Source organism: Pseudomonas sp. LAMO17WK12:I5, from assembly GCF_900215165.1.
GTDB classification, from domain to species: Bacteria; Pseudomonadota; Gammaproteobacteria; order Pseudomonadales; family Pseudomonadaceae; genus Aquipseudomonas; species Aquipseudomonas putida_A.
Map to the genome: position 1 here is coordinate 87,572 of NZ_OBDS01000016.1, position 25,558 is coordinate 113,129.

Sequence of the window (25,558 nt, forward strand, 5' to 3'; positions counted from 1 at the left end):
GGGCATGGACTCCATGCTCGATCGCAGCAATGTCGCATAAATATTCACTATGGAATGCCGCGATCACATGAAGCGCAAGAACATTCTTTTCATCATGGCCGATCAAATGGCCGCGCCAATGTTGCCAATCTACGGCCCGTCGCCGATCAAACTGCCGAATCTTTCGCGCCTCGCCGCCCAAGGCGTGGTGTTCGATGCCGCTTACTGCAACAGTCCGCTGTGCGCGCCATCGCGCTTCACCCTGGTCAGCGGTCAGTTGCCGAGCAAGATCGGCGCCTACGACAACGCCGCCGATTTCCCCGCCGACATTCCGACCTACGCCCACCACCTGCGCCGCCTCGGCTACCGCACCGCGCTGTCGGGCAAGATGCATTTCTGCGGCCCGGATCAATTGCACGGTTATGAAGAACGCCTGACCAGCGACATCTACCCGGCCGACTACGGCTGGGCGGTGAACTGGGACGAGCCGGATGTGCGCCCCAGCTGGTATCACAACATGTCCTCGGTGCTGCAGGCCGGGCCGTGCGTGCGCACCAACCAGCTCGACTTCGACGAAGAGGTGGTGTTCAAGGCCCAGCAATACCTGTTCGATCACATTCGCGAGGACGGCGACCAGCCGTTCTGCCTGACCGTGTCGATGACGCACCCACACGACCCGTACACGATTCCCAAGGCGTTCTGGGATCTGTACGACGACAGCGACATCCCGTTGCCGACAACGCCGGATCAACATTCCCTCGATCCACATTCGCAACGCCTGCTCAAGGTCTACGACCTGTGGGACAAGCCGCTGCCTGTGGACAAGATCCGCGATGCACGTCGGGCGTACTTCGGCGCTTGCAGCTATATCGACGCCAACGTCGGCAAACTCCTGCAAACCCTCGAAGATACCGGGCTGATCGATGACACCATCATCGTCTTCTCCGGCGACCACGGCGACATGCTTGGCGAGAAGGGCCTCTGGTACAAAATGCACTGGTTCGAAATGGCCGCACGGGTGCCGCTGCTGATCAGTGCGCCGGGGCAGTTCGCGGCCGGCCGGGTCAGCGCTGCGGTGTCCACCGCTGATCTGTTGCCGACCTTCGTCGAACTGGCCGGCGGCAACCTGGAGCCGAACTTGCCGCTGGACGGCCGCTCGCTGGTGACGCACCTGCAAGGGCAGGGCGGGCATGACGAAGTATTCGGCGAGTACATGGCCGAAGGCACGGTCAGCCCGCTGATGATGATTCGTCGCGGCGCCTACAAATTTATCTACAGTGAAAGCGACCCTTGCCTGCTCTTCGATGTACATAACGATCCGCGTGAGCTCGAAGAACTCAGCCAGTCGCCACAACATCGCCAGCTGTTCGACGATTTTCTCGCCGAGGCGCGGGCGAAATGGGACATCCCGGCGATTCACCGCGAGGTGCTCGCCAGCCAGCGCCGCCGCCGATTTGTTGCCGAAGCCCTGACCATCGGCAAGCTGAAGAGCTGGGATCACCAGCCGCTGGTGGACGCCAGTCAGCAGTACATGCGCAACCACATCGACCTCGACGATCTGGAGCGCAAGGCCCGTTATCCACAACCCTGCCAAAACCAATAATGTAAGGGGAAGTCCATGCGCAAGTTATCCACAGCACTGACGATTGGCCTGCTGGCCTTGGGCAGCGCTTCGGCATTTGCCGAGCAAAGCTGCGAAACGGTGAAAATGGCTGATCCTGGCTGGAGCGACATTGCCGCGACCAACGCCATCACCGGGTTTCTGCTGGACGGCATGGGCTACAAGGCCAAGGTCGACACCCTCGCGGTGCCGATCACCTTCGGCGGTTTGAAGGACGGTCAGGTGGATGTGTTCCTTGGTAACTGGATGCCGGCGCAGCAAGGCTTCTACGACAAATTCGTCGCCACCGGTGACGTCACCCAACTGGCGAAGAACCTCGACGGCACCGAGTTCACCCTGGCGGTGCCCGACTACGTGTGGGATGCCGGTGTGCATAACTTTGCCGACCTGAACAAATACGCAGACAAATTCGACAAGAAGATCTACGGCATCGGCTCCGGTGCACCGGCGAACATCTCGCTGCAGGAAATCATCAAGAAGAACGACTTCGACCTCGGCCAGTGGAAGCTGATCGAATCCAGCGAACAGGCGATGCTCGCCGAAGTGTCGCGGGCAGTGAAGAAGCAGAAATTCGTCACCTTCCTCGGCTGGACCCCGCACCCGATGAACGTGCAGCTGAAGATGCATTACCTCAAGGGCGGCGAGAAGTATTTCGGCGACACCGGCAGCGTCTACACCCTGACGCGCAAAGGCTACGCCGAGGCCTGCCCGAATGTGGGCAAGTTGCTGACCAACCTGGCGTTCACCCAGGACATGGAGAACAGCATCATGGCTGAGGTGGTGAACAAGAAAGTCAGCAATGCCGATGCGGTGAAGGCGTGGATCAAGGCCAATCCGGCGGTGCTGGACAAGTGGCTGGAGGGGGTGAAGACCGTGGATGGCAAGGATGCGTTGCCTGCGGTGAAGGCCAAGCTCTGACGCTTTCTACTTGACGACAACTTACTCGTGGCGAGGGGATTTATCCCCGATCGGCTGCGCAGCAGTCGCAAAGTCTATGCACTCGGTATACCTGACTCACCGAGACCGTCGGTTTTGGGGCCGCTTCGCAGCCCATCGGGGATAAATCCCCTCACCACAGTAATTGGCGCGTCCTGATAACCTTGCATAAACCCACACACCGCGAGGACCCATGGCCCTGCCAAGTCGCCATTCACTCTTTCCCTTCCTGACCTGGCTGCCCCGGCAAACCCGCGCCAGCGTCGGCCGGGATCTGGTCGTTGGCCTGAGCGGTGCCATTCTCGCGCTGCCGCAGTCGATCGCTTACGCGCTGATCGCCGGCCTGCCGCCGGAATACGGCCTCTATGCAGCGATCATCCCGGTGCTGATCGCCTGCCTGTGGGGGTCGTCGTGGCACTTGATCTGCGGCCCGACTGCAGCGATTTCGATTGTGCTGTATGCCAGCATCAGTCCCTTGGCCGTGCCGGCGTCACAGGACTACATCACGCTGATCCTGCTGCTCACCTTCCTCGCGGGGATTTTCCAGTGGCTGCTCGGCCTGCTGCGCTTCGGTGCACTGGTGAATTTCGTCTCGCACTCGGTGGTGCTCGGCTTCACCCTCGGCGCGGCGGTGGTGATTGCCATCGGCCAGTTGCCCAATCTGCTGGGGCTTGACCTGCCGGCGAAAGCCACGGCGCTGGCCAGTCTGATGGACCTGCTGCAACACCTGCGGGCTGTGGATAAACCATCACTGGTGTTGGGTGTGGCCACGGTGCTGGTCGGTTTTGTCCTCAGACAACTGCTGCCGCGCTGGCCGACTCTGTTGATAACGCTGGTGCTGGGCAGCGCAGTGGTGTGGTTATGGCCGGCGATGTTCGGCCACGTGCATCTGGTCAGCGCCTTTGTCGGACGCCTGCCACCGTTCAGTGCGCTGCCGCTGGATCTGGATCTGGTCCTGCGTTTGCTGCCGAGCGCCGTGGCGGTGGGCATGCTCGGTCTGGTCACCAGCCTGTCGATTGCCCGTTCGATTGCTGCACGTTCGCAGCAGTTGCTTGATGCCAACCAGGAAGTCCGCGCGCAGGGCTTGTCGAATATTGTCGGGGCGTTCTTTTCCGGATCGCTCTCCGCCGGTTCGTTCACCCGCTCAGGCCTGAGTTACGAGGCGGGTGCCTGTTCGCCGCTGGCCGGGGTTTTTTCGGCGATCTGGGTCGCGCTGTTCGCGATTTTTGGCGCCGGGCTGATTTCACACATCCCCATTCCGGCGATGGCCGGGAGCATTCTGCTGATCGCCTGGGGCCTGGTGGATCATCGCGGGATTCGTTCGTTGCTGCGGGTCAGCCGCGCCGAGTTCGTGGTCATGGTGCTGACCTGCCTCGCCACGCTGCTACTGGAACTGCAGACCGCGATCTATGCCGGGGTGCTGGCGTCGCTGTTCTTCTACCTCAAGCGCACCTCGCAACCGCGAGTGCAGCATTCCCGCGAGGGTGAGGAGGACGTACTGCGAGTCGGCGGCTCGATCTTCTTCGGCGCCAGCCATTACCTGCAAGTGCGCCTGCAACGGCTGCACGGTACGCGGGTGGTGATCGAGGCGCAGCAGATCAACTTCATCGATTATTCGGGGGTGGAGATGCTGCATCAGGAGGCGCGGCGCTTGCTGCGTCAGGATCGCAGCCTGACCCTGCGCCGGGCGCGGCCGCAGGTGGTGGAGGAGTTGCGGAAGCTGGAAGGGGCGGAGAAATGCCCGATCCGGTTTGAGGATTGATCCAGGATCGGCGGTGCGGCCATTCGCGAGCAAGCCCGCTCCCACATTTGATCGCATTCCAATGTGGGAGCGGGCTTGCTCGCGAAGCTTTTAAAGGGCCAACTGGCGGCGTAGTTCCGCCAGTACCGGCGCCGTATCCGGACGCACCCCGCGCCACAGGAAAAACGCCTCGGCCGCCTGTTCAGCCAGCATCCCCAGACCATCCATCGATACCGCCGCGCCATGCTCGCTGGCCCAACGGCAGAATGCGGTCGGCTCTTTGCCGTACATCATGTCGTAGCACAGGGTCTGGCCCGGCTCGATCAGGCTCGCGGCAATCGGCGGCACGTCGCCGGTGAGGCTGGCGGAAGTGGCGTTGATGATCACGTCCACCGGCTCCTGCAACCAGTCGAAACCACTGGCCGACACCGGCCCCAGATCACAGAACAGCTCGGCCAGCAGCTCGGCCTTGTCCACCGTGCGGTTGGCGATAATCACCGACGCCGGCTTCTCCGCCAGCAACGGCTCCAGCGCACCACGCACCGCGCCACCAGCGCCGAGCAGCAGAATGCGTTTGCCGGTCAGGCTGAAACCGGCATTCACCGTCAGGTCGCGCGCCAGACCGGCGCCGTCGGTGTTGTCGCCGAGCAGCGAACCGTCGACCAGTTTGCTCAAGGTGTTCACCGCACCAGCGCGCTGCGCGCGAGCGGTCAGGCTGTTGGCCAAGCGAAAGGCCTCTTCCTTGAACGGCACAGTGACGTTGGCGCCGCGACCGTCCTGGAAGAACGCCATGGCGCAGGCGCTGAAGTCGTCGAGCGGCGCCAGCAGGGTGCTGTAGTCGAGGCGCTGACCGGTCTGCTCGGCGAACAGTTTGTGAATCATCGGCGACTTGCTGTGGCCGATCGGGTTACCGAAAACGACGTAACGATCCATCAGCAGTCCTCAGGCCTCGGCCAGCCAGTCGCGGTCTTGCAGGAAGTAGTCGGTCAGGCGCGCTTCTTCGCTGCCGGGCTCGGCCTTGAAGTCATAGGCCCAGCGCACTTGCGGCGGCAACGACATGAGGATCGACTCGGTACGCCCGCCCGATTGCAGGCCGAACAGGGTGCCTCGGTCGTAGACCAGGTTGAACTCGACGTAGCGGCCACGGCGGAATTCCTGGAATTCACGCTGCTGTGCGGTGAACGCATCGTGCTTGCGGCGCTGCACGATCGGCAGGTAAGCGTCGATGTAGGCATCACCGATGGCGCGCATGAAGGCGAAACTGGTGTCGAAATCCCACTCGTTCAGGTCGTCGAAAAACAGACCACCGATGCCACGCGGTTCATGGCGATGCTTGATGTGGAAATAGGTGTCGCACCAGGCCTTGTAACGCGGATAGACGTCCGGCCCGAACGGCGCGCAGGCCTGTTCGGCGACGCGGTGCCAGTGGATGCAGTCTTCTTCATTGCCGTAATAGGGGGTCAGGTCGAAGCCGCCGCCAAACCACCAGACCGGCTCTTCACCTTCCTTCTCGGCGATGAAAAAGCGCACGTTGGCGTGGGACGTCGGCACATGCGGGTTGTGCGGGTGAATCACCAGCGACACGCCGAGGGCTTCGAAACCGCGACCGGCCAGTTCCGGGCGATGGGCGCTGGCCGACGGCGGCAGGCCGCTGCCGAACACGTGGGAAAAGTTGACGCCGCCCTTTTCGATCACCATACCGTTTTCGATCACGCGGGTACGACCGCCACCACCGGCAGGCCGGGTCCAGGCGTCTTCGACGAAGCGCGTGCCGCCGTCCTCGGTTTCCAGCGCGGCACAGATGCGGTCTTGCAAATCGAGCAGATAGGCCTTTACGGCGTCGGTGCGGGTCGTCATGGCTTCACCTTGAATCGGGCATAACTACGCGGGCGCCCCGCAGGCAGGGGGCGGCGCAAATGGGCGCGTAGCATAACACCGCAAACCTGCGCGCCGCAGTTGACGAAGATCAAGCAGGGGAGTTGGATAGGGGGCTTACAAACGACCCAAGGAGAGCAGGCAGATGGCAAAGCGTATCCAGTTCCGCGCCCACGGCGGTCCCGAAGTGCTCGAGTTTGTTAACTACGAACCCGCCGCGCCCGGCCCGAATCAGGTGCGGGTGGCGAACAAGGCGATCGGCCTGAACTTCATCGACACCTATTACCGCAGCGGTCTGTATGCCCCGCCAGCCTTGCCGTCCGGCCTCGGCGCTGAAGGCGCCGGCATCGTCGATGCGGTGGGCAGCGACGTCACCCGGTTCAAGGTCGGTGATCGCGTGGCATATGGCAGCGGCCCGTTGGGCGCCTACAGCCAGTTGCACACCCTGCCCGAAGCCAATCTGGTGAAGCTGCCGGACGAAATCAGCTTCGAGACCGCAGCCGGGGTCATGCTCAAGGGCCTGACCGTGCAGTACCTGCTGCGCCAGACCTATGAGCTCAAGGGCGGCGAAACCATTCTGTTCCACGCCGCTGCCGGGGGTGTCGGTTCATTGGCCTGCCAATGGGCCAAGGCACTGGGCGTGAAGTTGATCGGCACGGTCAGCTCGAAGGAAAAAGCCGAACTGGCCAAAGCCAACGGTGCCTGGGCAACCATCGATTACAGCCACGAAAACGTGGCACAGCGCGTGCTGGAGCTGACCGATGGCAAGAAAGTCCCGGTGGTGTACGACGGCGTCGGCAAAGACACCTGGCTGACCTCGCTCGACAGTGTGTCGCCGCGTGGGCTGGTGGTGAGTTTCGGCAACGCCTCCGGTGCGGTGGACGGGGTGAATCTGGGGATTCTTTCGGCCAAGGGCTCGCTGTACGTGACCCGCCCGACCCTGGCGACCTACGCCAACAACGCCGAGAACCTGCAGCGCATGGCCGACGAGCTGTTCGAGATGATCATCAGCGGCAAGCTCAAGGTGAGCATCAGCCAGCGCTATCCACTGGCTGATGCGGCGAAGGCGCAGACCGAATTGTCGGCCCGGCGTACCACCGGCTCGACCATCCTGCTGCCCTGACAAACCTTCGACGTCTTGCCAGTCAGGGTTGCGAACCCACGGCTGGCAAGTCAGTTCGAACGCGTTCAACACCTCGGCAGATGACACTCCAACGGTTTCTGCACCACGTGGCCAACCGCCGGATCAGGCGGTTGGACCGCCGCGAGAATTTGCCGCCACTCGGCTGACAGCACCCAGTAATCGCCGCGTGCGCGCTGGTCGATATGCAGGGCATTGGAAGCGATCGGCATCAGGCCGAAGCGCTGGTAGAAGCGCAGCTGTTGCGATCTGCACAACGCGGTTACCCCGTTATAACCGCGTTTAATGGCCCACTCGGTAGCGGCCGCCAGCAGACCGTTGACCGCAATGGGCAACTGATTGGGTGTGTACGACATCAATCGACTGAATTCGACATGGCGCGACAGCGCTACTGTGGGAGAAACGTGTTGCTGCGCCAGCGATACCCACTCGAACGGTGCCGGAGTCGCTCTCAATACCGCCAACAGTTGATCGTGCCGATACAGCAGGAAATGGGTACTGCGCGACTTTATCGCCAGTCTGGTTTCGAGCATCCGCGCCCGTGAAGTCAGCATGTAATGCTGCAACCGAAGCCGAAATTGCCGATCGATAAACCGGTCGAACTCCTGAGTATCCGCCCCTGCCTCAAGCATCACGATGCGACAACCCTCATGGTGACTCTTCAACGTCACCTGAAGCGCCTGCAGGTAATCCGTGAGTTGCAAATTGGTAGTGTCCATTCTTTCTCCGCAGACCTTAACTTATCGAAGTGTTTCGAGTGCAGGGAAAGGATGGTTGCTTTTACCGATTCCGCCACACCAGAAAGTCTGATAATCAAGTGGGAAAAGCCAATGAATCCGGGGACTTGGCGACTTTTCCGACAGGGAAACCGGCGTCATTGCAGGATAAATCGCAGGCGCGCGTAGTCCTCCTCACCATCAAGGCGAGGAAGACTCACGGTAAAGGTTTTCGACGCAGGGTCAGTCGGGACGAATGACCTTGCCGGTTGCCAGATCGCGAATCACGCTGGGGTTCTTGCGCCCACCCAGTTGACCGCCAAGAATCAGGTCGATCTGCCCACGGAAATACTGCTCGACGCGCAACCGCGTGCGCGCCGCCGGCCGCCCCTGCGGGTTGGCCGAGGTGGAAATCAGCGGCCCGACCATCGAGCACAGATCCCGCACCTGCGGGTGATCGCTGACCCGCAGCGCCACCGTGTCATGCACGCCCGTCACCCATTCCGGCAACAGGTTCTGATGCGGCACCAGCCAAGTGTTCGGCCCCGGCCAGGTGCTGGCCATGCGGTCGAGCCACTCTTGCGGGAAGTCTTCGAACAGGAAGTCGAACTGGCGGATGTTGTCGGCGACCAGGATCAGGCCCTTGTCCACCGAACGGTTCTTGATCGCCAACAGACGATCCACTGCCTCTTCGTTCCACGGGTCGCAACCCAGCCCCCAGACGGCTTCGGTTGGATAGGCAATCACCGCCCCGGCGCGAATCTCTCGTGCGGCTTGTTGCACACGCCAACTGTTGACCATGAAAAACTCTCCGAAAACAGGTTTTGCGCAGTTTACCGATCTTCCCTGTAAAACCTAGCGTGTCCTCGCCAGCCAGCGACCGTTTTCACACACTGCGCGGCCGTCCATTTCCAGCTCGGTGAGCGCCGCGAGGACTTTGGGCAACGCCCAGCCGCTGCTTTCGACCAAGGCTTCGCTGGTGTGCGGCGCGGCGTGCAGCAGATCAAGCAAGGGATGCGCGGAATCCGGCGGGTCTGTGGATAACGGCAAATACTGCCAGCCGCGCAGGGCTTCGAGAATGTGTTCGATGGTTTCCACCAGCACCGCGCCGTCGCGGATCAACTGATGGCAGCCGCGCGCACCGGGGTGATGGATCGAACCGGGAATCGCATACACCTCGCGGCCCTGTTCCGCCGCCAGGCGGGCGGTGATCAGTGAACCGCTGGCGACACTCGCCTCAACCACCAGCACGCCGAGAGACAAACCGCTGATGATCCGGTTGCGCCTGGGGAAGTTGCTCGCCGTTGGCCCGGCGTCCAGTGGAAACTCAGAAACCACTGCGCTGCCCGAGGCAATCATCGCGTCGGCCAGTCGACGATTGCGCTGTGGATAAAACTTTTCCAGGCCGGTGCCGAGTACGCCGACGGTTTGCCCGCCGACATCCAGAGCCGCTTGATGGGCAGCCGCATCGATACCCAGCGCCAGCCCACTGGTGATGACGAAACCGGCCCCGGCGAGGCTGCGGGAAAACGCGGCGGCGGTATCCATTCCCGGGCGCGACGCGCTGCGACTGCCGACCATCGCCAGTTGCGGTTTTTCCAGAATCAGCGGATCACCGGCGACGAACAACAGCGGTGGCGGGTCAGGGATCTGCGACAGCAGCGCCGGATAATCCGCCTGGTCCAACATCAATAGATGCTGGCCGGGCCGCTCTAGCCAGCGCAATGCATGGCTGGCGCCGTCGCGCACTTGCGGGCTGCGCCGGGCCTCGGCCGAGGCCGCCGGCAACCCCAGCGCACGCCAGGCACTGGCCGGCGCGCTCAGGGCTTTTGACGCCGAGCCGAAGGCTTCAAGCAGTTTGGCAAAACGTTTCGGGCCGATTTCCGGCAAGCGGTGCAGGCGCAAACGCGCTTCCAGTTCCGCAGGGGAAACCGGCGTACAGGCAGACAGCATCGTGGATCATCCTTGATCGTTATAAGTTCCGAACCATTCGGAACAAGCTGTGGATAACTCTGTTGGTAACTTGTTAAGCCTGCTAAGGATTTCGCACCTTGTCGAGCACCGCCAGCGAGCGCGATGCGTTGAGTACGAGGCCGTAACTGAGCTTGTCGTAGGTGCGGAACACCATCAGCAGACCGGCCCGTTCATCGGGAATTTTCAGCGGCTGGCCGGTGACCCGGTCGCGCACGGTTTCCCCGGTTTTCATCACCACCAGCACATTGCCTTCGGCCAGACCGTCGCGCTTGCCTTTGTTCAGGGTGACCACGTCCATCACGCCGATCTGCGTGACGCCGCGCGGCACGTCGATGATCAGGCCGTTGATGTCGGTGCTCGGGGCGCTGGGCATAAAGGTGGAATTGATCGAGCGCTCTTCGCCACTGAACAGACGATCGCCCAGACGTACTTCCTGGGTGGTGCGTTGCAGGGCGAGGGTGGCGACGTCGCCTTCGGTGGCGACGATTTCACCGCCACCGATGTCGTCGGCATTGATCCCGAGAAACTCCTTGGTCTGCGGGTCGGTGTAGACCTTGCCCTGGCGGAAGATGCCGTACACCGGTTGATTCGGATCGAAGTGGCCCCGGGCGAAGATCCGGTCGCCAGTGCCACTCAACACGCGCTCGGCATCGCCGGCGACGATATACGGCGCCTTGTCGAAGTCCTCGACCTTGTCGACGATGCGGTTGCTCAGCAGGAAACTGTTGATTGATTTCAGCGGAATGCTCGGAATCGCCTCGGCCACCGGGCTGGTGCGGATGCGCGGCGACAGCTTGATGGTGCCCCGTGACTCGCCGCGATTGAGGGTCAGCTGCGGCTGGCCGTTGACGTAACGGAGCGTCAGCGTGTCGCCGGGGTAGATCAGGTTGGGGTTTTCGATTTGCGGATTGGCCCGCCACAGCTGTGGCCATTGCCAGGGCTCGCGCAGGTATTTGCCGGAAATGTCCCAGAGGGTGTCTCCCGAAACCACTGTGTATTGCTGTGGAAAACCATCCCTGAGTTGCACTTGCCCTTGCGCAGCCGCGGCCGAAGCCAGAAGCAGCAGGGCGAGTAGTGTTTTCCTCATGCAGCGAATCCCTTTATCATGTGCGTTCGCGTGAACCGTCAGAGCCCCCGTGGCTCGCTACTGCAAATTGCATTAGCTACGCTTCACAACGGTAGCCTGCATCTTCGGACCTGCCAGGCCATCGACCCGACTTTACTCAATACGTGCAGCAATCAGCCTATGGCCATTTTAAACATCCTCGAATTTCCGGACCCGCGTCTGCGTACTATCGCCAAGCCTGTGGCAGTAGTGGACGACGAAGTGCGTCAGTTGGTCGATGACATGTTTGAAACAATGTATGAAGCGCCGGGCATCGGCCTCGCCGCGACCCAGGTCAACGTGCACAAACGTATCGTCGTGATGGACCTTTCCGAAGACCGCACCGAACCCCGGGTGTTCATCAACCCCGAGTTCGAATCGCTGACCGACGAGATGGATCAGTACCAGGAAGGCTGCCTGTCGGTGCCGGGTTTCTACGAAAACGTCGACCGCCCGCAGAAGGTCAAAATCAAGGCGCTGGACCGCGACGGCCAGCCTTACGAACTGATCGCCGAAGGCCTGCTCGCGGTGTGCATCCAGCACGAATGCGACCACCTCAACGGCAAGTTGTTCGTCGATTACCTGTCCACGCTCAAACGCGACCGGATCAAGAAGAAACTGGAAAAGCTGCATCGCCAGAACGCTTGATGCCCCTCTTCAAAGGCTTGCTGCGGCAAGCCTTTTTCTTTTTGTGAGATTCCCTTCATGACTGAGCCATTGCGCATCGTTTTTGCCGGCACCCCGGAATTCGCCGCCGAGCACCTCAAGGCCCTGCTGAACAGCCCTTACGAGATCGTTGCGGTCTACACCCAACCGGATCGTCCGGCCGGTCGCGGGCAAAAACTGATGCCGAGCCCGGTCAAACAGTTGGCCCTGGAAAATAATATCCAGGTGTTGCAGCCGCCGACCCTGCGCAACGCTGATGCTCAAGCCGAGCTGGCCGCGCTGAAACCGGACTTGCTGGTGGTGGTCGCCTACGGCCTGATCCTGCCGCAAACGGTGCTGGATATTCCGCGCCTGGGCTGCATCAACAGCCACGCCTCGCTGCTGCCGCGCTGGCGCGGTGCGGCGCCGATCCAGCGCGCCGTGGAACACGGTGATGCCGAAAGTGGCGTGACCGTTATGCGCATGGAAGCCGGCCTCGACACCGGGCCGATGCTGCTCAAAGTCGTGACCCCGATCAGCGCCGATGACACGGGTGGCACGCTGCACGACCGCCTCGCCGAAATGGGCCCGCCCGCCGTGGTCCAGGCAATTGCCGGCCTGGCCGCCGGAACCCTCGAAGGCGAAGTGCAGAACGACGAGCTCGCCACCTACGCCCACAAACTGAACAAGGATGAAGCGCGCCTCGACTGGCGCCGTCCGGCGGTCGAGCTGGAGCGTCTGGTGCGTGCCTTCAACCCATGGCCGATTACCCACAGCACCCTCAACGGTGAAGCGCTGAAGGTATTGGTCGCGACGCTGGTTGACGGCAAAGGCGCACCGGGTGAAATACTCAGCGCCAGCAAGGACGGCCTGATCGTGGCCTGCGGTGAGCAGGCGCTGTGCCTGACCCGCCTGCAGCTGCCCGGCGGCAAGGCGCTGAACTTCAGCGACCTGTTCAACAGCCGCCGCGAGAAATTCGCCGTCGGCACCGTGCTCGGCGCCGTGGTGGCCGCGCAATGAACCCGCGTCTGGCCGCCGCCAAGGCACTCGCCGCCGTGCTCAGCGGCAAGGCTTCGCTCAACAGCTCCCTGCCGACGCAACTGGACAAGGTCGAAGACCGTGATCGCGGTTTCACCCAGGATCTGGCGTTCGGCACCGCGCGCTGGCAGCCACGGCTGTCGGCGCTGGCGGAAAAACTTTTGCAGAAACCGTTCAAGGCTGCCGACGCCGATGTCGAGGCGCTGCTGCTGGTCGGTCTCTATCAACTGCTCTACACCCGCGTGCCGCCGCACGCGGCCATCGGCGAAACCGTCGGTTGCGCGGACAAGCTGAAAAAGCCCTGGGCCAAGGGTCTGCTCAACGCCGTGCTGCGCAATGCCCAGCGCGAAAGCGAGACGATTTTCGCCGAGCTGGAACGCGACCCAGTGGTACGCACCGCCCACCCGCGCTGGCTGCAAAAATCCCTGAAAGCCTTCTGGCCGGAGCAATGGGAAGCGATCTGCGCGGCAAATAACGCGCACCCGCCGATGATCCTGCGGGTCAACCGCCGCTATCACAGCCGCGACGCCTACCTCGGCTTGCTCAGCGAGGCCGGCATCGCTGCCACGCCGTGTGTTTACAGCCGCGACGGCATCGTCCTTGAAGCCGCCACCGACGTGCGCAGCCTGCCGGGTTTTGCCGAAGGCTGGATCAGCGTGCAGGACGAAGCGGCGCAACTGGCCGCCGATCTGCTCGATCTGGCCCCGGGCCAACGGGTGCTCGACGCCTGCTGCGCCCCCGGCGGCAAGACCTGCCACATCCTCGAAGCCGAACCGGCGCTGGCCGGCGTGGTGGCGGTGGATCTGGAAGCCAAGCGGCTGGTGCGGGTGAAGGAGAACCTTGAGCGGCTGGGGCTGAGCGCCGAACTGATCGCTGCCGACGGCCGCGATACCGCCGCGTGGTGGGACGGCAAACCGTTCCAGCGCATCCTGCTCGACGCGCCATGTTCGGCAACCGGCGTGATCCGCCGTCACCCGGACATCAAGCTGACCCGTCAGCCGGACGACATCGTTGCCCTCGCGCAACTGCAGGGCGAGCTGCTCGACGCCCTGTGGAAAACCCTCGAAGTCGGCGGCATCCTGCTCTACGCCACCTGCTCGACCTTGCCCACCGAGAACACCGAAGTCATTGCCGCGTTCCTTGAGCGCACGCCTGGTGCCCGCGAACTGGATCTGGCAACTACGGCGGGGATCAAACAGCCCCATGGTCGCCAATTGCTGGCCCAGCAGGGAGGGCATGACGGGTTCTACTACGCCAAGCTGATCAAGATCGCTGCCGCGCGCGGCTAAACGGATTCAACGGAGTGACTGGATGAAAATCATCATCCTCGGTGCGGGACAGGTCGGCGGTTCGCTGGCTGAACACCTGGCGAGCGAAGCCAACGACATCACCGTGGTCGACACCGATGGCGAACGCCTGCGCGACCTCGGCGACCGTCTCGACATCCGCACCATTCAGGGCCGCGGCTCGCTGCCGTCGGTGCTGCGTCAGGCCGGCGCCGACGATGCCGATATGCTGGTGGCGGTGACCAACAGCGACGAGACCAACATGGTCGCCTGCCAGGTCGCGCACACCCTGTTCCACACCCCGACCAAAATCGCCCGGGTGCGCGAAGCGTCTTATCTGAACCGCGAAGAACAGCTGTTCCAGAACGAAGCGATTCCGGTCGACGTGCTGATCAGCCCCGAGCAGGTGGTGACCAACTACATCAAGCGCCTGATCCAGCATCCGGGCGCGCTGCAAGTGATCGACTTCGCCGAAGGCCAGGCGCAGCTTGTCGCAGTGCGCGCCTATTACGGCGGGCCGCTGGTGGGTCAGCAATTGCGCCAGTTGCGCGAGCACATGCCGAATGTCGAGACGCGTGTCGCGGCGATTTTCCGCCGCGACCGGCCGATCCTGCCGCAGGGCGATACGGTGATCGAGGCCGATGACGAAGTCTTCTTCATCGCCGCCCGTGAGAATATTCGCGCGGTGATGAGCGAAATGCGCCGTCTCGACGAAACCTACAAGCGCATCGTGATTGCCGGTGGCGGGCAGATCGGCGAGCGCCTGGCCGAGGCCATCGAGAGCCGCTACCAGGTGAAAATCATCGAGATGAGCCCGGCGCGCTGCCGCTATCTCTCCGACACCCTCGACAGCACCGTGGTGCTGCAGGGCAGCGCGTCGGACCGTGATCTGCTGCTGGAAGAGAACATTGCCGACGCCGACATCTTCCTCGCCCTGACCAACGATGACGAAGCCAACATCATGTCGTCGCTGCTGGCCAAACGCCTGGGCGCGAAGAAGGTGATGACGATCATCAACAACCCGGCTTACGTCGACCTGATCCAGGGCGGCGACATCGACATCGCTATCAGCCCGCAACTGGCGACCATCGGCACCTTGCTGGCCCACGTACGCCGTGGCGATATCGTCAGCGTGCACTCATTGCGCCGGGGCGCGGCGGAGGCCATCGAGGCGATTGCCCACGGCGATGCGAAGTCGAGCAAGGTCATCGGCCGGCCGATCGAGAAAATCGGCCTGCCGCCGGGCAGCACGATTGGCGCGATCATCCGCAACGAAGAAGTGATCATCGCCCACGACGATACGGTGATCGAAACCGGCGACCATGTGATTCTGTTCCTTGTGGATAAAAAGCATATTCGCGATGTGGAGAAGCTGTTTCATGTGGGTTTGAGCTTCTTCTGAGTTTTGCGCTGACGGCACTGGCCCCTTCGCGAGCAGGCGCGCTCCCACATTTGGAATGCGTTTCCCCTGTGGGAGCGAGCCTGCTCGCGAAAGCGGTGTAACTGACACCGATCAACACCTGACACTCCACAGAAAAGGACTCCGCCCATGCTCGAATCCCTGGAAAAAATGCTCGCCAAGGGTGTGGATAACTCATTGCTGCGCTTTGGCCTGGGCAAGGGTTATCTGGATTTGGGAGAGAACGCCGAGGCAGCCGAGCATTTCCAGCGCTGTGTCGGTTTCGACCCGAAGTACTCGGCGGCGTGGAAGCTATTGGGCAAAGCGCAACTCGCACTCGGCGATCACGCCGCCGCCCGGCAGGCGTGGGAACAAGGTCTGGAAGCCGCGCGCGCCCATGGCGACAAGCAGGCCGAGAAGGAAATGACGGTGTTTCTGAAGAAGCTCGACCGCCAGGCGCAATAAGTTAGAGATAACGCAGGCCGATGCCCTCGGCATCCACCGTCACCACTTCCATTCGCACCCGCGGCGCGCCGGTGGGTAAACCCTGCACCTGACCATAAACCACAGCGCCTTTGGGCAGTGAAGCCAAGCGCGGATGCTGCACATACACGCCGGTAGCCGACAGGTTGCGCGTCTGCCCGAGGCATTCGCCGAAGCTGTCGTGGGTGATCTTGATGCGGAAGGATTTGCGCTGTTCGGACATCTTGTTGCGCCCTTTGATGAACGGTTGTGGATAACTGAAGGAGCACGATCAAAAGATCGCAGCCTGCGGCAGCTCTTACAGTTTATCCACAGAGTGTGCCAACTTGTTCAGTACCAGCGCGCTTCGCCCGGCGGACGTTTCTTGAAGCGCTTCATGCTCCACATGTACTGGCTCGGATACGCCGCGACATAACGCTCGACCACTTTGCTCATAGCCGCGCAGGACTCCTCGGTATCGGTGCTGTACATGGCTTCTGGCGCCGCTTCGAGGATCACTTTGTAGCCCGAACCGTCCGGCAGGCGCAGAGCGTGGAGGAACACCCCGACCGCTTTGCCGCCGGCGAGCATGTTCGGCACGAATTTGCTGGTCAGCGCCTGGGTGGCGAAGAACGGCACGAAGATCCCCGCGGATTCGGCCGGTTCCGGGTCAGCCGGAATGCCCACTGCACCACCTTTGCGCACTTCCTTGATGACGCTGAGGATGCCTTCCTTGGTGGAGGCAGCGACTTTATTGCCCAGTTGCACGCGTTGCTTGCGCAGCAATTCATCCACAGCCTTGAGCTTTGGCGGGCGGTAGAAAATGATCGGTTTGCACTGGCTGCAATAGAAGTGGTTCAGCACTTCCCAGTTGCCCAGGTGGCTGGTGATGCCGACCACGCCTTTGCCCGAGGCCAGCGCATCCTTGAGGATGTCGAGGCCTTCGACTTCGCGCACCAGATCGATGGAACGCTGGGCCGGCCAGATCCAGGCGCAGGCACTTTCGGTCAGGGACTTGCCGATGTCTTTGAGGCTCTGGCCGACCAGGCGCTCGCGCTCGGCTGGGTCCATCTGTGGAAAACATTTGGAAAGGTTGATCCGCACCACGTCGCGGGAGCGGTTGGGGGTTTTCCACATGATCCAGCCGATCGCCGAACCCACGGCCTGCACGGCCCGCCATGGCAGCAGGGCAAACAGCCGCAGAGCGCCTACCAGCAAGGCGCCTTTAAACTTTTCCACAGGTCACTCCTGATTTTGTGCTGTGCGCGAGGCGGCCATTCTAACCGCCGTTGACCAGCTGCGCGTAGCGGTCGCAGTCCTGAGTGTGATCCATGACCATGCCCGAAGCCTGCATCAGTGCGTAGCAAATGGTTGGGCCAACGAAGGTGAAGCCGGCCTTTTTCAGGGCTTTGCTCATCGCCAGCGCTTCGGGGGTGATCGCCGGGACTTCGCTGCGATCCTTGAAATGATTGATGATCGGTCGATCGCCGACGAACGACCAGAGGAAGGCCACCGGATCCTCCAGCGCCAGCCAGGCCTGGGCATTGCGTCGGGCGGCATTGAGTTTGAGGCGGTTGCGGATGATCCCCGGATCGAGCATCAGTTCATCGATCTCGGCGTCGCTCATCTGCGCCACACGCTGCACGTCGAAGCCGTACAACACCTCGCGGTAGCGCTCGCGTTTACGCAGCACGGTGATCCACGACAGCCCGGCCTGGAACCCTTCGAGCAAAAGCAACTCGAACAAACCCTGCGCATCGCGTAGCGGCGTGCCCCACTCCTGATCGTGATAAGCCATGTACAGCGGATCTTCGGTACACCAAAAGCAGCGTGGCATAAGGCTCCAGGGGGTGGAGGTGCGACTGAATCGGGTATACTCCCGCTCTTTAAATCGCAGCCCAAGAAACAGGTGAATTTCGTGAGCCAGCCTACGCCAGCCGTGCGTACCTTCCAAGACTTGATCCTCGCGCTCCAGCAATACTGGGCCGAGCAAGGTTGTGTGGTACTTCAGCCCTACGATATGGAAGTAGGCGCCGGCACTTTCCACACCGCGACCTTCCTGCGCGCCATCGGCCCGGAAACCTGGAACGCCGCGTACGTGCAGCCAAGCCGCCGTCCGACTGACGGCCGCTACGGGGAAAACCCGAACCGTCTGCAGCACTACTATCAGTTCCAGGTCGTGCTGAAACCGAACCCGGACAACTTCCAGGAACTGTACCTGGGCTCGCTCAAGCATGTCGGCCTGGACCCGCTGGTCCACGACATCCGCTTCGTCGAAGACAACTGGGAATCGCCAACCCTGGGCGCCTGGGGTCTGGGCTGGGAAGTCTGGCTCAACGGCATGGAAGTGACCCAGTTCACTTATTTCCAGCAGGCCGGCGGCATCGAGTGCTACCCGGTCACCGGTGAAATCACCTACGGTCTCGAGCGTCTGGCCATGTACCTGCAAGGCGTGGACTCGGTCTACGACCTGGTCTGGGCTGACGGCCCGTTCGGCAAGGTGACCTACGGCGACGTGTTCCACCAGAACGAAGTGGAGCAGTCCACCTACAACTTCGAACACGCCAACGTCGACAAACTGTTCGAACTGTTCGACTTCTATGAAAGCGAAGCCAAGCGCCTGATCGAACTCGACCAGCCGCTGCCGTTGCCGAGCTACGAAATGGTGCTGAAGGCCTCGCACACCTTCAACCTGCTGGACGCGCGCCGGGCGATCTCGGTGACCGCGCGTCAGCAATACATCCTGCGCGTACGCACCCTGGCGCGTTCCGTTGCGCAAGCCTACCTGCTGGCCCGCGCCAAGCTGGGCTTCCCGATGGCGACCCCGGACCTGCGTGACGAAGTACTGGCCAAGCTGGAGGCTGCACAATGAGTGCTCAAGATTTTCTGGTTGAACTGGGCACCGAAGAACTGCCGCCAAAAGCCCTGAACACCCTGGCTGAAGCGTTCCTCGCCGGTATCGACAAGGGCCTGCAAGCTGCCGGCCTGAGCTACGAAAGCAAAACGGTCTATGCCGCGCCGCGCCGTCTGGCGGTGCTGATCACGGCGCTGGCGACCCAGCAACCGGATCGCAGCATCAACCTGGATGGCCCGCCACGTCAGGCCGCCTTCGACGCTGAAGGCAACCCGACTCAGGCAGCCCTGGGCTTCGCCAAGAAGTGCGGCGTCGAACTGAGCGAAATCGACCAGAGCGGCCCGAAACTGCGTTACAGCCAGAACATCGCCGGCAAGCCAACCGCAAGCCTGCTGCCGACCATCGTCGAAGATTCGCTGAACGACCTGCCGATCCCGAAACGCATGCGTTGGGGTGCGCGCAAGGAAGAGTTCGTGCGTCCGACCCAGTGGCTGGTGATGCTGCTCGGTGACCAGGTCATCGACTGCACCATCCTCGCGCAGAAGGCTGGCCGCGACTCCCGTGGTCACCGTTTCCATCACCCGGAAAGCGTGCGCATCGGTTCGCCGTCGAGCTACCTGGCCGACCTGCGTGCCGCCTACGTGCTGGCCGATGCCAACGAGCGTCGCGAGATCATCAGCAAGCGCACCGAAGAACTGGCGACCCGTCAGGAAGGCACCGCGATCGTGCCGCCGGCGCTGCTCGATGAAGTGACCGCGCTGGTCGAGTGGCCGGTGCCGCTGGTGTGCTCGTTCGAGGAACGCTTCCTCGACGTGCCGCAGGAAGCGCTGATCACCACCATGCAGGACAACCAGAAGTACTTCTGCCTGCTGGATGCCGACGGCAAGTTGCTGCCACGGTTCATCACCGTCGCCAACATCGAAAGCAAAGATCCACAGCAGATCATCGCCGGTAACGAGAAAGTGGTTCGACCACGCCTGACCGACGCCGAGTTCTTCTTCAAGCAAGACAAGAAGCAGAAACTCGAAGCCTTCAATGATCGCCTGAAGAACGTGGTGTTCCAGGAAAAACTCGGCAGCGTCTACGACAAGGCCGAGCGCGTTTCGAAACTCGCGGCCTACATCGCCGCGCGGATCGGCGGCAACGCTTCCTGGGCGGCCCGTGCCGGCCTGCTGTCGAAGTGCGACCTGGCCACCGAAATGGTCGGCGAGTTCCCGGAGATGCAAGGTGTCGCCGGTTACTACTACGCGCTCAATGACGGCGAGCCGGAAGACGTCGCGCTGGCGCTGAACGAGCAGTACATGCCACGCGGTGCCGGTGCTGAACTGCCGGCGACCCTGACCGGTGCCGCTGTCGCGATCGCCGACAAGCTCGACACCCTGGTCGGCATCTTCGGTATCGGCATGCTGCCGACCGGCAGCAAAGACCCGTATGCCCTGCGCCGTGCGGCCCTCGGCGTGCTGCGTATCCTGATCGAGAAAAAACTCGACCTCGATCTGAACGACGCCGTGGCCTTCGCCGTGACGGCGTTCGGTGCCAAGGTCAAGGCTGCCGGCCTGAACGACGCGGTGCTGGAATTCATCTTCGACCGTCTGCGTGCGCGTTACGAAGACGAAGGCGTCGATGTTGCCACTTACCTGTCGGTACGTGCCCTGAAGCCGGGTTCGGCGCTGGACTTCGACCAGCGTGTGCAAGCGGTTCAGGCCTTCCGCAAGCTGCCGGAAGCGGCAGCGCTGGCGGCGGTCAACAAGCGTGTATCGAACCTGTTGAGCAAGGTTGAAGGCTCGGTGCCGACCGTGGTCGAAGCCAAATACTTCGACAACGCCAACGAGTTCTCGCTGTACTCGGCGATCCAGCAAGCGGATCAGGCGGTGCAGCCAATGGCCGCAGCGCGTCAGTACAACGAATCGCTGGCGCGTCTGGCGGCATTGCGCGAGCCGGTGGATGCGTTCTTCGACGCGGTGATGGTCAATGCCGAAGACGCCAAGGTCCGGGCCAACCGCTACGCGCTGCTCGCGCGTCTGCGTGGCCTGTTCCTCGGGGTTGCCGACATTTCGCTGCTGGGTTGAGGAATTGCTGTTGAAACTGCTGATTCTCGATCGGGATGGAGTGATCAATTACGACTCCGACGCTTACATCAAGTCGGTGGAGGAGTGGATTCCACTGCCCGGCTCGATCGAGGCGATTGCGCAGTTGAGCAAGGCCGGCTGGACGGTGGCGGTCGCTACCAACCAGTCGGGCATTGCTCGCGGCTATTACGACCTTGCCACCCTCGACGCCATGCACGCGCGCCTGCGCACGCTCGTGGCAGAGCAGGGCGGTGAAGTCGGGCTGATCGTGTACTGCCCGCATGGTCCGGACGAGGGTTGCGATTGCCGCAAGCCGAAGCCGGGGATGTTGCAAACCATCGCGGCGCATTACAACGTGGCGCTGACGAATGTCTGGTTCGTCGGCGACAGCCTTGGTGACCTGGAGGCCGCCAAAGCCGTCGATTCACAGCCCGTTTTGGTAAAGACCGGGAAAGGCGAAAAAACTCTGGGCAAGACCCTTCCGGTCGGCACCCTGATTTTTGACGATCTGGCGGCGATTGCCGCAGAACTTATCCACAACTAGAGTGCTTCTGAAGTTCCTGACCAGGGATTGATCGGGAGTGCGCTTGAACAGTCGGGCATCGCCCGTAACGGTAAACGTCGCCATGTCGATACTGCAGGCCATCAGAATTTTTCTCTTTTACCTGCTGCTGGGCACTACTGCCTTGCTGTGGTGCAGCCTGAGCTTTTTTATCGCGCCCTTTCTGCCGTTCAAGGCGCGTTATCGTTTCATCAACGTGTACTGGTGCCGTTGCGCCTTGTGGTTGACCAAGGTGTTTCTCGGCATTCGTTACGAGATCAAAGGTGCGGAAAATGTGCCGGATCGGCCCTGCGTGATTCAGTCGAACCACCAGAGCACCTGGGAGACGTTCTTTCTCTCTGCTTATTTCTCGCCCTTGAGCCAGGTGCTCAAGCGTGAATTGCTCTACGTACCGTTCTTCGGTTGGGCCATGGCCATGCTGCGGCCGATCGCGATTGATCGCGACAACCCGAAAGCGGCGCTCAAACAAGTCGCGGCCAAGGGCGATGAACTGCTCAAGGACAACGTCTGGGTATTGATCTTCCCTGAGGGCACCCGCGTTCCTTACGGCACCGTCGGCAAGTTCTCGCGCAGTGGCAGCGCGTTAGCGGTAAATGCGGCGCTTCCGGTGCTGCCGATTGCACACAATGCCGGCAAATTCTGGCCGAAAATCGGCTGGGGCAAGACGCCGGGCGTGATCACCGTGGTCATCGGTGAGCCGATGTATGCCGAAGGCACTGGCCCGCGCGCCATCGCCGAGCTGAACGACCGGGTACAGGCCTGGAACGAACAGACCCAGCGCGGAATGGGTTCGCTGCCACCAGCACCGCAGGCGCCTGCCGCGAATGATCAGGTGGCTGTCTGAGATTTTGTGGATAACCTGTGTACGGTTTTGTTGAAAAAGCCTGAATATTGAAAGTAACCGATTGATTTACTTATATATTTCTCAAGCTCATAAAACACCGTAAAAGGTGCATAAGTTTTTTCGGAAGTAAAAAAACCGGCTGATATAGCCGGTTTTTTTGTGCCTGTTCACTCGCAGATCAGCGGTAACTGCAGCCGGAACGTGGTGCCTTGATCGACGATACTGTGGCACTCGATGTTACCGCCATGATGGTCGACTACTGCCTTGACCATCGACAGCCCCAACCCGACGCCATCAATCCCCTGCGCCGACGAAAAGCGCCGGTACTGGGTGAACAGATCCGGCAGCTCCTCGGGGGCAATGCCTTTGCCCTGATCGGTCAATTCACAGCATAGCCACTCACCCTGGCAACTGACGTTCAACTTGATCGTGGTACCGACCGGGCTGTACTTGATGGCGTTCTCCAGCAGGTTGAACAAGGCGCGGGTCAGCAGGCCCTGGTCAGCGTTGATCAAACGCTCCTGGGATTGTTCGTCCATCGTGTGCAGCAGTTTGATGCTTTTCTGCTGAGCAATGGGCAGCGCCTGATCCAGTACGTCCAGCACCAGCATCGCGAACAGACTGGGCTGGAACTGATAAGCCTCGGACTCGGCTCGCGCCAGCAGAACGAAACCGTCAGTCAGATCGAGCGCCCGGCGTACCTGGCGCTCGATCTGCTCGAACAGCGGTGAATCCGCGCCGGCTTGATGGCGATGTACATCGAGCAGGGCCAAAATCGCCGAATGCGGGGCGCGCAGATCGTGGGAAAGGAACCGCAGCAAGACCCCACGCTGTTCTTCTGCGGCGCGTTCGGCGCTCAGATCGGTGAGGCTCAGCAGCCAGCCGATGGGAGTATCGCCATCCACCGGCAGCAAAGCCGCCCGTTCCAGACGCAAACTGCGTTCCTTGTGATCGCGAAACTCCAGCAGCGTCAGGTCCGACAGCGCCGGACGTGGTTCTGTGGACAATTCCGGATAACCGAGGCGGGCCAGTTGCTCGAGAACATAGTCACCGACCAGCGGGTCATCGAACAATACCCGGGCCTTGCGGTTTCCCAGCAGAATCTGCCCCTTGGGATCGCTGATCAGCGTCGCCACCGGCAGGTATTCCAGACCGTCGGCAATGAAACGCCGGGTATCGCGGGTGCGGCTCATGGCTTGCTCCAGTGCCATGATCTGGCCCTGCAGCTGATCAGCGCTGGTGAATTGCGCACGGCGCCGCTCGGGAAATACTTTCGGCTCGCGGTCCAGTCGGGCCAGCTCCCAGCCAAAATACGTCAGCACCACACTCAGGCGCCGCCAGTTCCAGATCAGGTAGCCGAACAACATGCCCAGCGCCGCTGGAGTCGGTGACCACCAGTGTCGAACTTCCGCCAGCCCGGCGCTAGCCAGCAGCACACAAGCCACACCGCACGATGTCACCCAGATCGCCCAGCGCGGGCGCCACAGCAGCAATCCGAGTACGCAGGCTACCAGCCCTACCGAAAGCAACGCGCTCCACATCGGTACCACGTCGTGCAGATTGATCTGCGCGCGATACGACAACAAGGCAGTCAGCGGCAACAGCACTAGACTTATCCACAACCACTCACGCACCAGCCGTCGAAACAGACGCTGGACCTGACTTGGCTCGCGGCTTTCACGCCGACGCGGGCTATTCATGACAAACAGGGCAGGGGACAGTGAATGGTTTCATGGGCCACAGGTCTGAGGATGTAGATCCGAAGAATCATAGCGGACGTCGACCGATGGTGGACTGCTTACTTTTACCGCACAGGCCGAGCCTTCAGGGTTGCCGGCCACTGCTCATGCAACAAGGAACCCACGCGTATGCGCGTTGCGATACTGGACGATGAACCCGCCGAACTGCGTCGGGTCGAGCAAACCCTGCAGCAGATGGCTGCGGAGGGAGACCAGCCTTGGTCGTTGCACAGCTTTGAACGGGGCGAGGACCTGTTGCGCCAATTGCGGCGGGACACCTTCGACCTGCTGATCCTCGACTGGCAACTACCCGACCTGTCCGGCCTGGCGCTGCTGCGCTGGACCCGCGAACACATGGAGTCGCCGCCCGCCGCAATCATGCTGACCAGCCGCGACGGCGAAAGCGATATCGTCCAGGCGCTGAACGCCGGTGCCGACGATTACGTCAGCAAACCGTTCCGCCCCAACGAGCTGAAAGCCCGAGTCGCCGCCGTACTGCGCCGGCACAGCCAGCAACGTAGCAGCGCTGCTGAAGTCCTGAGTTTCAATGACCTGACCTTCGACGACGCCGAACTGAGCGTCACCCGCGAGGGCAAGGCAGTGGTCATGACGGAGCGTGAATACCGCCTGGCGCGCTGCCTGTTCAGTAACCTGGGTCGGCCATTGTCGCGGGAGTACCTGTACGAACGCTTCTGGCCCCACGAAGAAGTGGCGTCGTCACGGCCGCTGGATACCCATATCTATCGCCTGCGCAACAAACTGGGGCTGACGGCGGATCGGGGTTGGCAGTTGCTGACGATTTATGGGTATGGGTATCGGTTGGAGAGTGTATCTGCGACACCTGCTGACAGCATGATGCAGTCGTAAGGTGAATCGACCAGTCAAACTGGTCGATATTTGGCATCCCGCGAGCGTCAGTTGACCAAAGGTGCACGCCAGTCATCTGAACCCGTCGTGCCGCAGATTTCATGCGTCCAGATGATTTTACGATACGTGAAATGTACGTCTTCCAACTGTGTGAAGTGCGCCATATTCATATCTTGGCAATTCGGCATTCTGGAATTCACTTCCACAATAACGGCGTCTACCAATTCAATACTGAAAAAATGTTCTTGTGTACCTGAAGCGGAAGTTCGATACCAGGCAATATGACAATTGTCCAAGACTTCGCCACTGGTCAAGGCGCTGAATATCAACGGGGATGCCTTGTCGAAAACCTTGGTAACCATGAGCGGCTTATGCACCCGCTGACCGGTGGGCTGGCCGGATTGAGGGTCACGTGGAATGATTATTTGATGGCTGAAAGCTTGTACCAAAATCTGATCTTCGTGCCCTTCCTGGTAGGTATTACCCACTGAATCTGCTGTAAAAGCTCCAGCACTGATTAAACCTTGTCGATTACCATTGATCGTCAAATACGCAGGTGTTGGCATAACTAAGTTCCCTGTTTGATTCTAGACACTGACAGTGCTTCACCTGTGCCGTAGGGCAGTTAGCGAAGCGGCTGTAAGATAAATAGAACCGATCCAGATATATGTAGGAAGAGTCTCTCCTATACGAAGGGATAGTCTT

25 protein-coding genes are annotated in these 25,558 nt (G+C 61.3%); 14 read left to right on the plus strand and 11 right to left on the minus strand.

Features of this window, described 5'->3' with window-relative positions:
• Positions 1 to 67 precede the first annotated feature (67 nt).
• The 3 genes from betC to CRO59_RS25790 all read left to right on the plus strand — a co-directional run bounded on the left by betC (position 68) and on the right by CRO59_RS25790 (position 4,298).
• Positions 68 to 1,582, plus strand: coding sequence for a choline-sulfatase (betC, locus tag CRO59_RS25780; protein ID WP_097090214.1), 1,515 nt, complete (start codon positions 68 to 70; stop codon positions 1,580 to 1,582).
• A gap of 15 nt (positions 1,583 to 1,597) precedes the next feature.
• Positions 1,598 to 2,518 (plus strand): choline ABC transporter substrate-binding protein, encoded by a 921-nt coding sequence (gene choX / locus CRO59_RS25785; protein WP_097090215.1) that lies wholly within the window; start codon positions 1,598 to 1,600, stop codon positions 2,516 to 2,518.
• Between the two features lie 211 nt (positions 2,519 to 2,729).
• A complete protein-coding gene (locus CRO59_RS25790; protein ID WP_097090216.1) occupies positions 2,730 to 4,298 on the plus strand; it encodes a SulP family inorganic anion transporter in 1,569 nt (522 codons plus the stop codon).
• A 90-nt stretch (positions 4,299 to 4,388) separates the two neighbouring features.
• Here the strand turns inward: CRO59_RS25790 and aroE are convergent, their stop codons facing one another.
• Positions 4,389 to 5,210, minus strand: a complete 822-nt coding sequence (aroE, locus tag CRO59_RS25795; protein WP_097090217.1) for a shikimate dehydrogenase — start codon at positions 5,208 to 5,210, stop codon at positions 4,389 to 4,391.
• Positions 5,211 to 5,219: 9 nt separating this feature from the next.
• Complete coding sequence (gene hemF, locus CRO59_RS25800) at positions 5,220 to 6,134, minus strand: oxygen-dependent coproporphyrinogen oxidase (protein ID WP_097090218.1); 915 nt, start codon at positions 6,132 to 6,134, stop codon at positions 5,220 to 5,222.
• A 163-nt stretch (positions 6,135 to 6,297) separates the two neighbouring features.
• Between hemF and CRO59_RS25805 the strand changes: the two genes are divergently transcribed.
• Positions 6,298 to 7,275, plus strand: coding sequence for a quinone oxidoreductase (locus CRO59_RS25805; RefSeq protein WP_097090219.1), 978 nt, complete (start codon positions 6,298 to 6,300; stop codon positions 7,273 to 7,275).
• Positions 7,276 to 7,340: 65 nt separating this feature from the next.
• Here the strand turns inward: CRO59_RS25805 and CRO59_RS25810 are convergent, their stop codons facing one another.
• From CRO59_RS25810 to CRO59_RS25825, 4 genes are all read right to left on the minus strand, one after another.
• Complete coding sequence (locus CRO59_RS25810) at positions 7,341 to 8,012, minus strand: hypothetical protein (protein WP_027610269.1); 672 nt, start codon at positions 8,010 to 8,012, stop codon at positions 7,341 to 7,343.
• 240 nt (positions 8,013 to 8,252) lie between these two features.
• Entirely contained in the window at positions 8,253 to 8,810 is a 558-nt protein-coding gene (locus CRO59_RS25815; protein WP_003220243.1) for an L-threonylcarbamoyladenylate synthase, read from the minus strand.
• Positions 8,811 to 8,864: 54 nt separating this feature from the next.
• Positions 8,865 to 9,962, minus strand: coding sequence for a DNA-processing protein DprA (gene dprA, locus CRO59_RS25820; RefSeq protein ID WP_097090220.1), 1,098 nt, complete (start codon positions 9,960 to 9,962; stop codon positions 8,865 to 8,867).
• An 82-nt stretch (positions 9,963 to 10,044) separates the two neighbouring features.
• Positions 10,045 to 11,070, minus strand: a complete 1,026-nt coding sequence (locus CRO59_RS25825; RefSeq protein WP_097090221.1) for a LysM peptidoglycan-binding domain-containing protein — start codon at positions 11,068 to 11,070, stop codon at positions 10,045 to 10,047.
• Positions 11,071 to 11,229: 159 nt separating this feature from the next.
• Here CRO59_RS25825 and def point away from each other — a divergent pair, with 159 nt between their 5' ends.
• The 5 genes from def to CRO59_RS25850 all read left to right on the plus strand — a co-directional run bounded on the left by def (position 11,230) and on the right by CRO59_RS25850 (position 15,921).
• Positions 11,230 to 11,736, plus strand: coding sequence for a peptide deformylase (gene def / locus CRO59_RS25830; protein WP_027610272.1), 507 nt, complete (start codon positions 11,230 to 11,232; stop codon positions 11,734 to 11,736).
• A gap of 57 nt (positions 11,737 to 11,793) precedes the next feature.
• Positions 11,794 to 12,753: a methionyl-tRNA formyltransferase gene (gene fmt, locus CRO59_RS25835; protein ID WP_097090222.1), complete on the plus strand. Its 960-nt coding sequence runs from the start codon at positions 11,794 to 11,796 to the stop codon at positions 12,751 to 12,753.
• Positions 12,750 to 14,060: a 16S rRNA (cytosine(967)-C(5))-methyltransferase RsmB gene (gene rsmB / locus CRO59_RS25840; protein WP_097090223.1), complete on the plus strand. Its 1,311-nt coding sequence runs from the start codon at positions 12,750 to 12,752 to the stop codon at positions 14,058 to 14,060. The genes fmt and rsmB overlap by 4 nt, the downstream gene beginning before the upstream one ends.
• A 22-nt stretch (positions 14,061 to 14,082) precedes the next feature.
• Entirely contained in the window at positions 14,083 to 15,459 is a 1,377-nt protein-coding gene (gene trkA / locus CRO59_RS25845) for a Trk system potassium transporter TrkA (RefSeq protein ID WP_095139781.1), read from the plus strand.
• 147 nt (positions 15,460 to 15,606) lie between these two features.
• Complete coding sequence (locus CRO59_RS25850; RefSeq protein WP_097090224.1) at positions 15,607 to 15,921, plus strand: tetratricopeptide repeat protein; 315 nt, start codon at positions 15,607 to 15,609, stop codon at positions 15,919 to 15,921.
• A 1-nt stretch (position 15,922) separates the two neighbouring features.
• Here the strand turns inward: CRO59_RS25850 and CRO59_RS25855 are convergent, their stop codons facing one another.
• The 3 genes from CRO59_RS25855 to CRO59_RS25865 form a co-directional block, all read right to left on the minus strand.
• Positions 15,923 to 16,162: a PilZ domain-containing protein gene (locus CRO59_RS25855; RefSeq protein ID WP_095139782.1), complete on the minus strand. Its 240-nt coding sequence runs from the start codon at positions 16,160 to 16,162 to the stop codon at positions 15,923 to 15,925.
• A gap of 107 nt (positions 16,163 to 16,269) precedes the next feature.
• A complete protein-coding gene (locus CRO59_RS25860; RefSeq protein WP_047596996.1) occupies positions 16,270 to 17,157 on the minus strand; it encodes a lysophospholipid acyltransferase in 888 nt (295 codons plus the stop codon).
• Positions 17,158 to 17,197: 40 nt separating this feature from the next.
• Positions 17,198 to 17,755 (minus strand): DNA-3-methyladenine glycosylase I, encoded by a 558-nt coding sequence (locus tag CRO59_RS25865; RefSeq protein ID WP_027610277.1) that lies wholly within the window; start codon positions 17,753 to 17,755, stop codon positions 17,198 to 17,200.
• Positions 17,756 to 17,836: 81 nt separating this feature from the next.
• Between CRO59_RS25865 and glyQ the strand changes: the two genes are divergently transcribed.
• From glyQ to CRO59_RS25885, 4 genes are all read left to right on the plus strand, one after another.
• Positions 17,837 to 18,790, plus strand: a complete 954-nt coding sequence (glyQ, locus tag CRO59_RS25870) for a glycine--tRNA ligase subunit alpha (RefSeq protein ID WP_003187265.1) — start codon at positions 17,837 to 17,839, stop codon at positions 18,788 to 18,790.
• Entirely contained in the window at positions 18,787 to 20,841 is a 2,055-nt protein-coding gene (glyS, locus tag CRO59_RS25875; RefSeq protein WP_096795468.1) for a glycine--tRNA ligase subunit beta, read from the plus strand. Before glyQ ends, glyS begins: the two co-directional genes overlap by 4 nt.
• A gap of 4 nt (positions 20,842 to 20,845) precedes the next feature.
• Entirely contained in the window at positions 20,846 to 21,385 is a 540-nt protein-coding gene (gene gmhB, locus CRO59_RS25880; protein ID WP_177325594.1) for a D-glycero-beta-D-manno-heptose 1,7-bisphosphate 7-phosphatase, read from the plus strand.
• A gap of 82 nt (positions 21,386 to 21,467) precedes the next feature.
• A complete protein-coding gene (locus tag CRO59_RS25885; RefSeq protein WP_097090225.1) occupies positions 21,468 to 22,247 on the plus strand; it encodes a 1-acyl-sn-glycerol-3-phosphate acyltransferase in 780 nt (259 codons plus the stop codon).
• 167 nt (positions 22,248 to 22,414) lie between these two features.
• Here CRO59_RS25885 and CRO59_RS25890 read toward each other — a convergent pair whose 3' ends face one another.
• On the minus strand, positions 22,415 to 23,947 hold the full coding sequence (locus CRO59_RS25890) for a HAMP domain-containing sensor histidine kinase (RefSeq protein ID WP_027610280.1): 1,533 nt from the start codon (positions 23,945 to 23,947) through the stop codon (positions 22,415 to 22,417).
• Positions 23,948 to 24,115: 168 nt separating this feature from the next.
• Here CRO59_RS25890 and CRO59_RS25895 point away from each other — a divergent pair, with 168 nt between their 5' ends.
• The gene (locus CRO59_RS25895) at positions 24,116 to 24,853 is read left to right on the plus strand and encodes a response regulator transcription factor (RefSeq protein WP_097090226.1); all 738 of its coding nucleotides are present in this window, start codon (positions 24,116 to 24,118) and stop codon (positions 24,851 to 24,853) included.
• Between the two features lie 47 nt (positions 24,854 to 24,900).
• Here CRO59_RS25895 and CRO59_RS25900 read toward each other — a convergent pair whose 3' ends face one another.
• Positions 24,901 to 25,419 (minus strand): Hcp family type VI secretion system effector, encoded by a 519-nt coding sequence (locus tag CRO59_RS25900; RefSeq protein ID WP_097090227.1) that lies wholly within the window; start codon positions 25,417 to 25,419, stop codon positions 24,901 to 24,903.
• Positions 25,420 to 25,558: the final 139 nt, after the last annotated feature.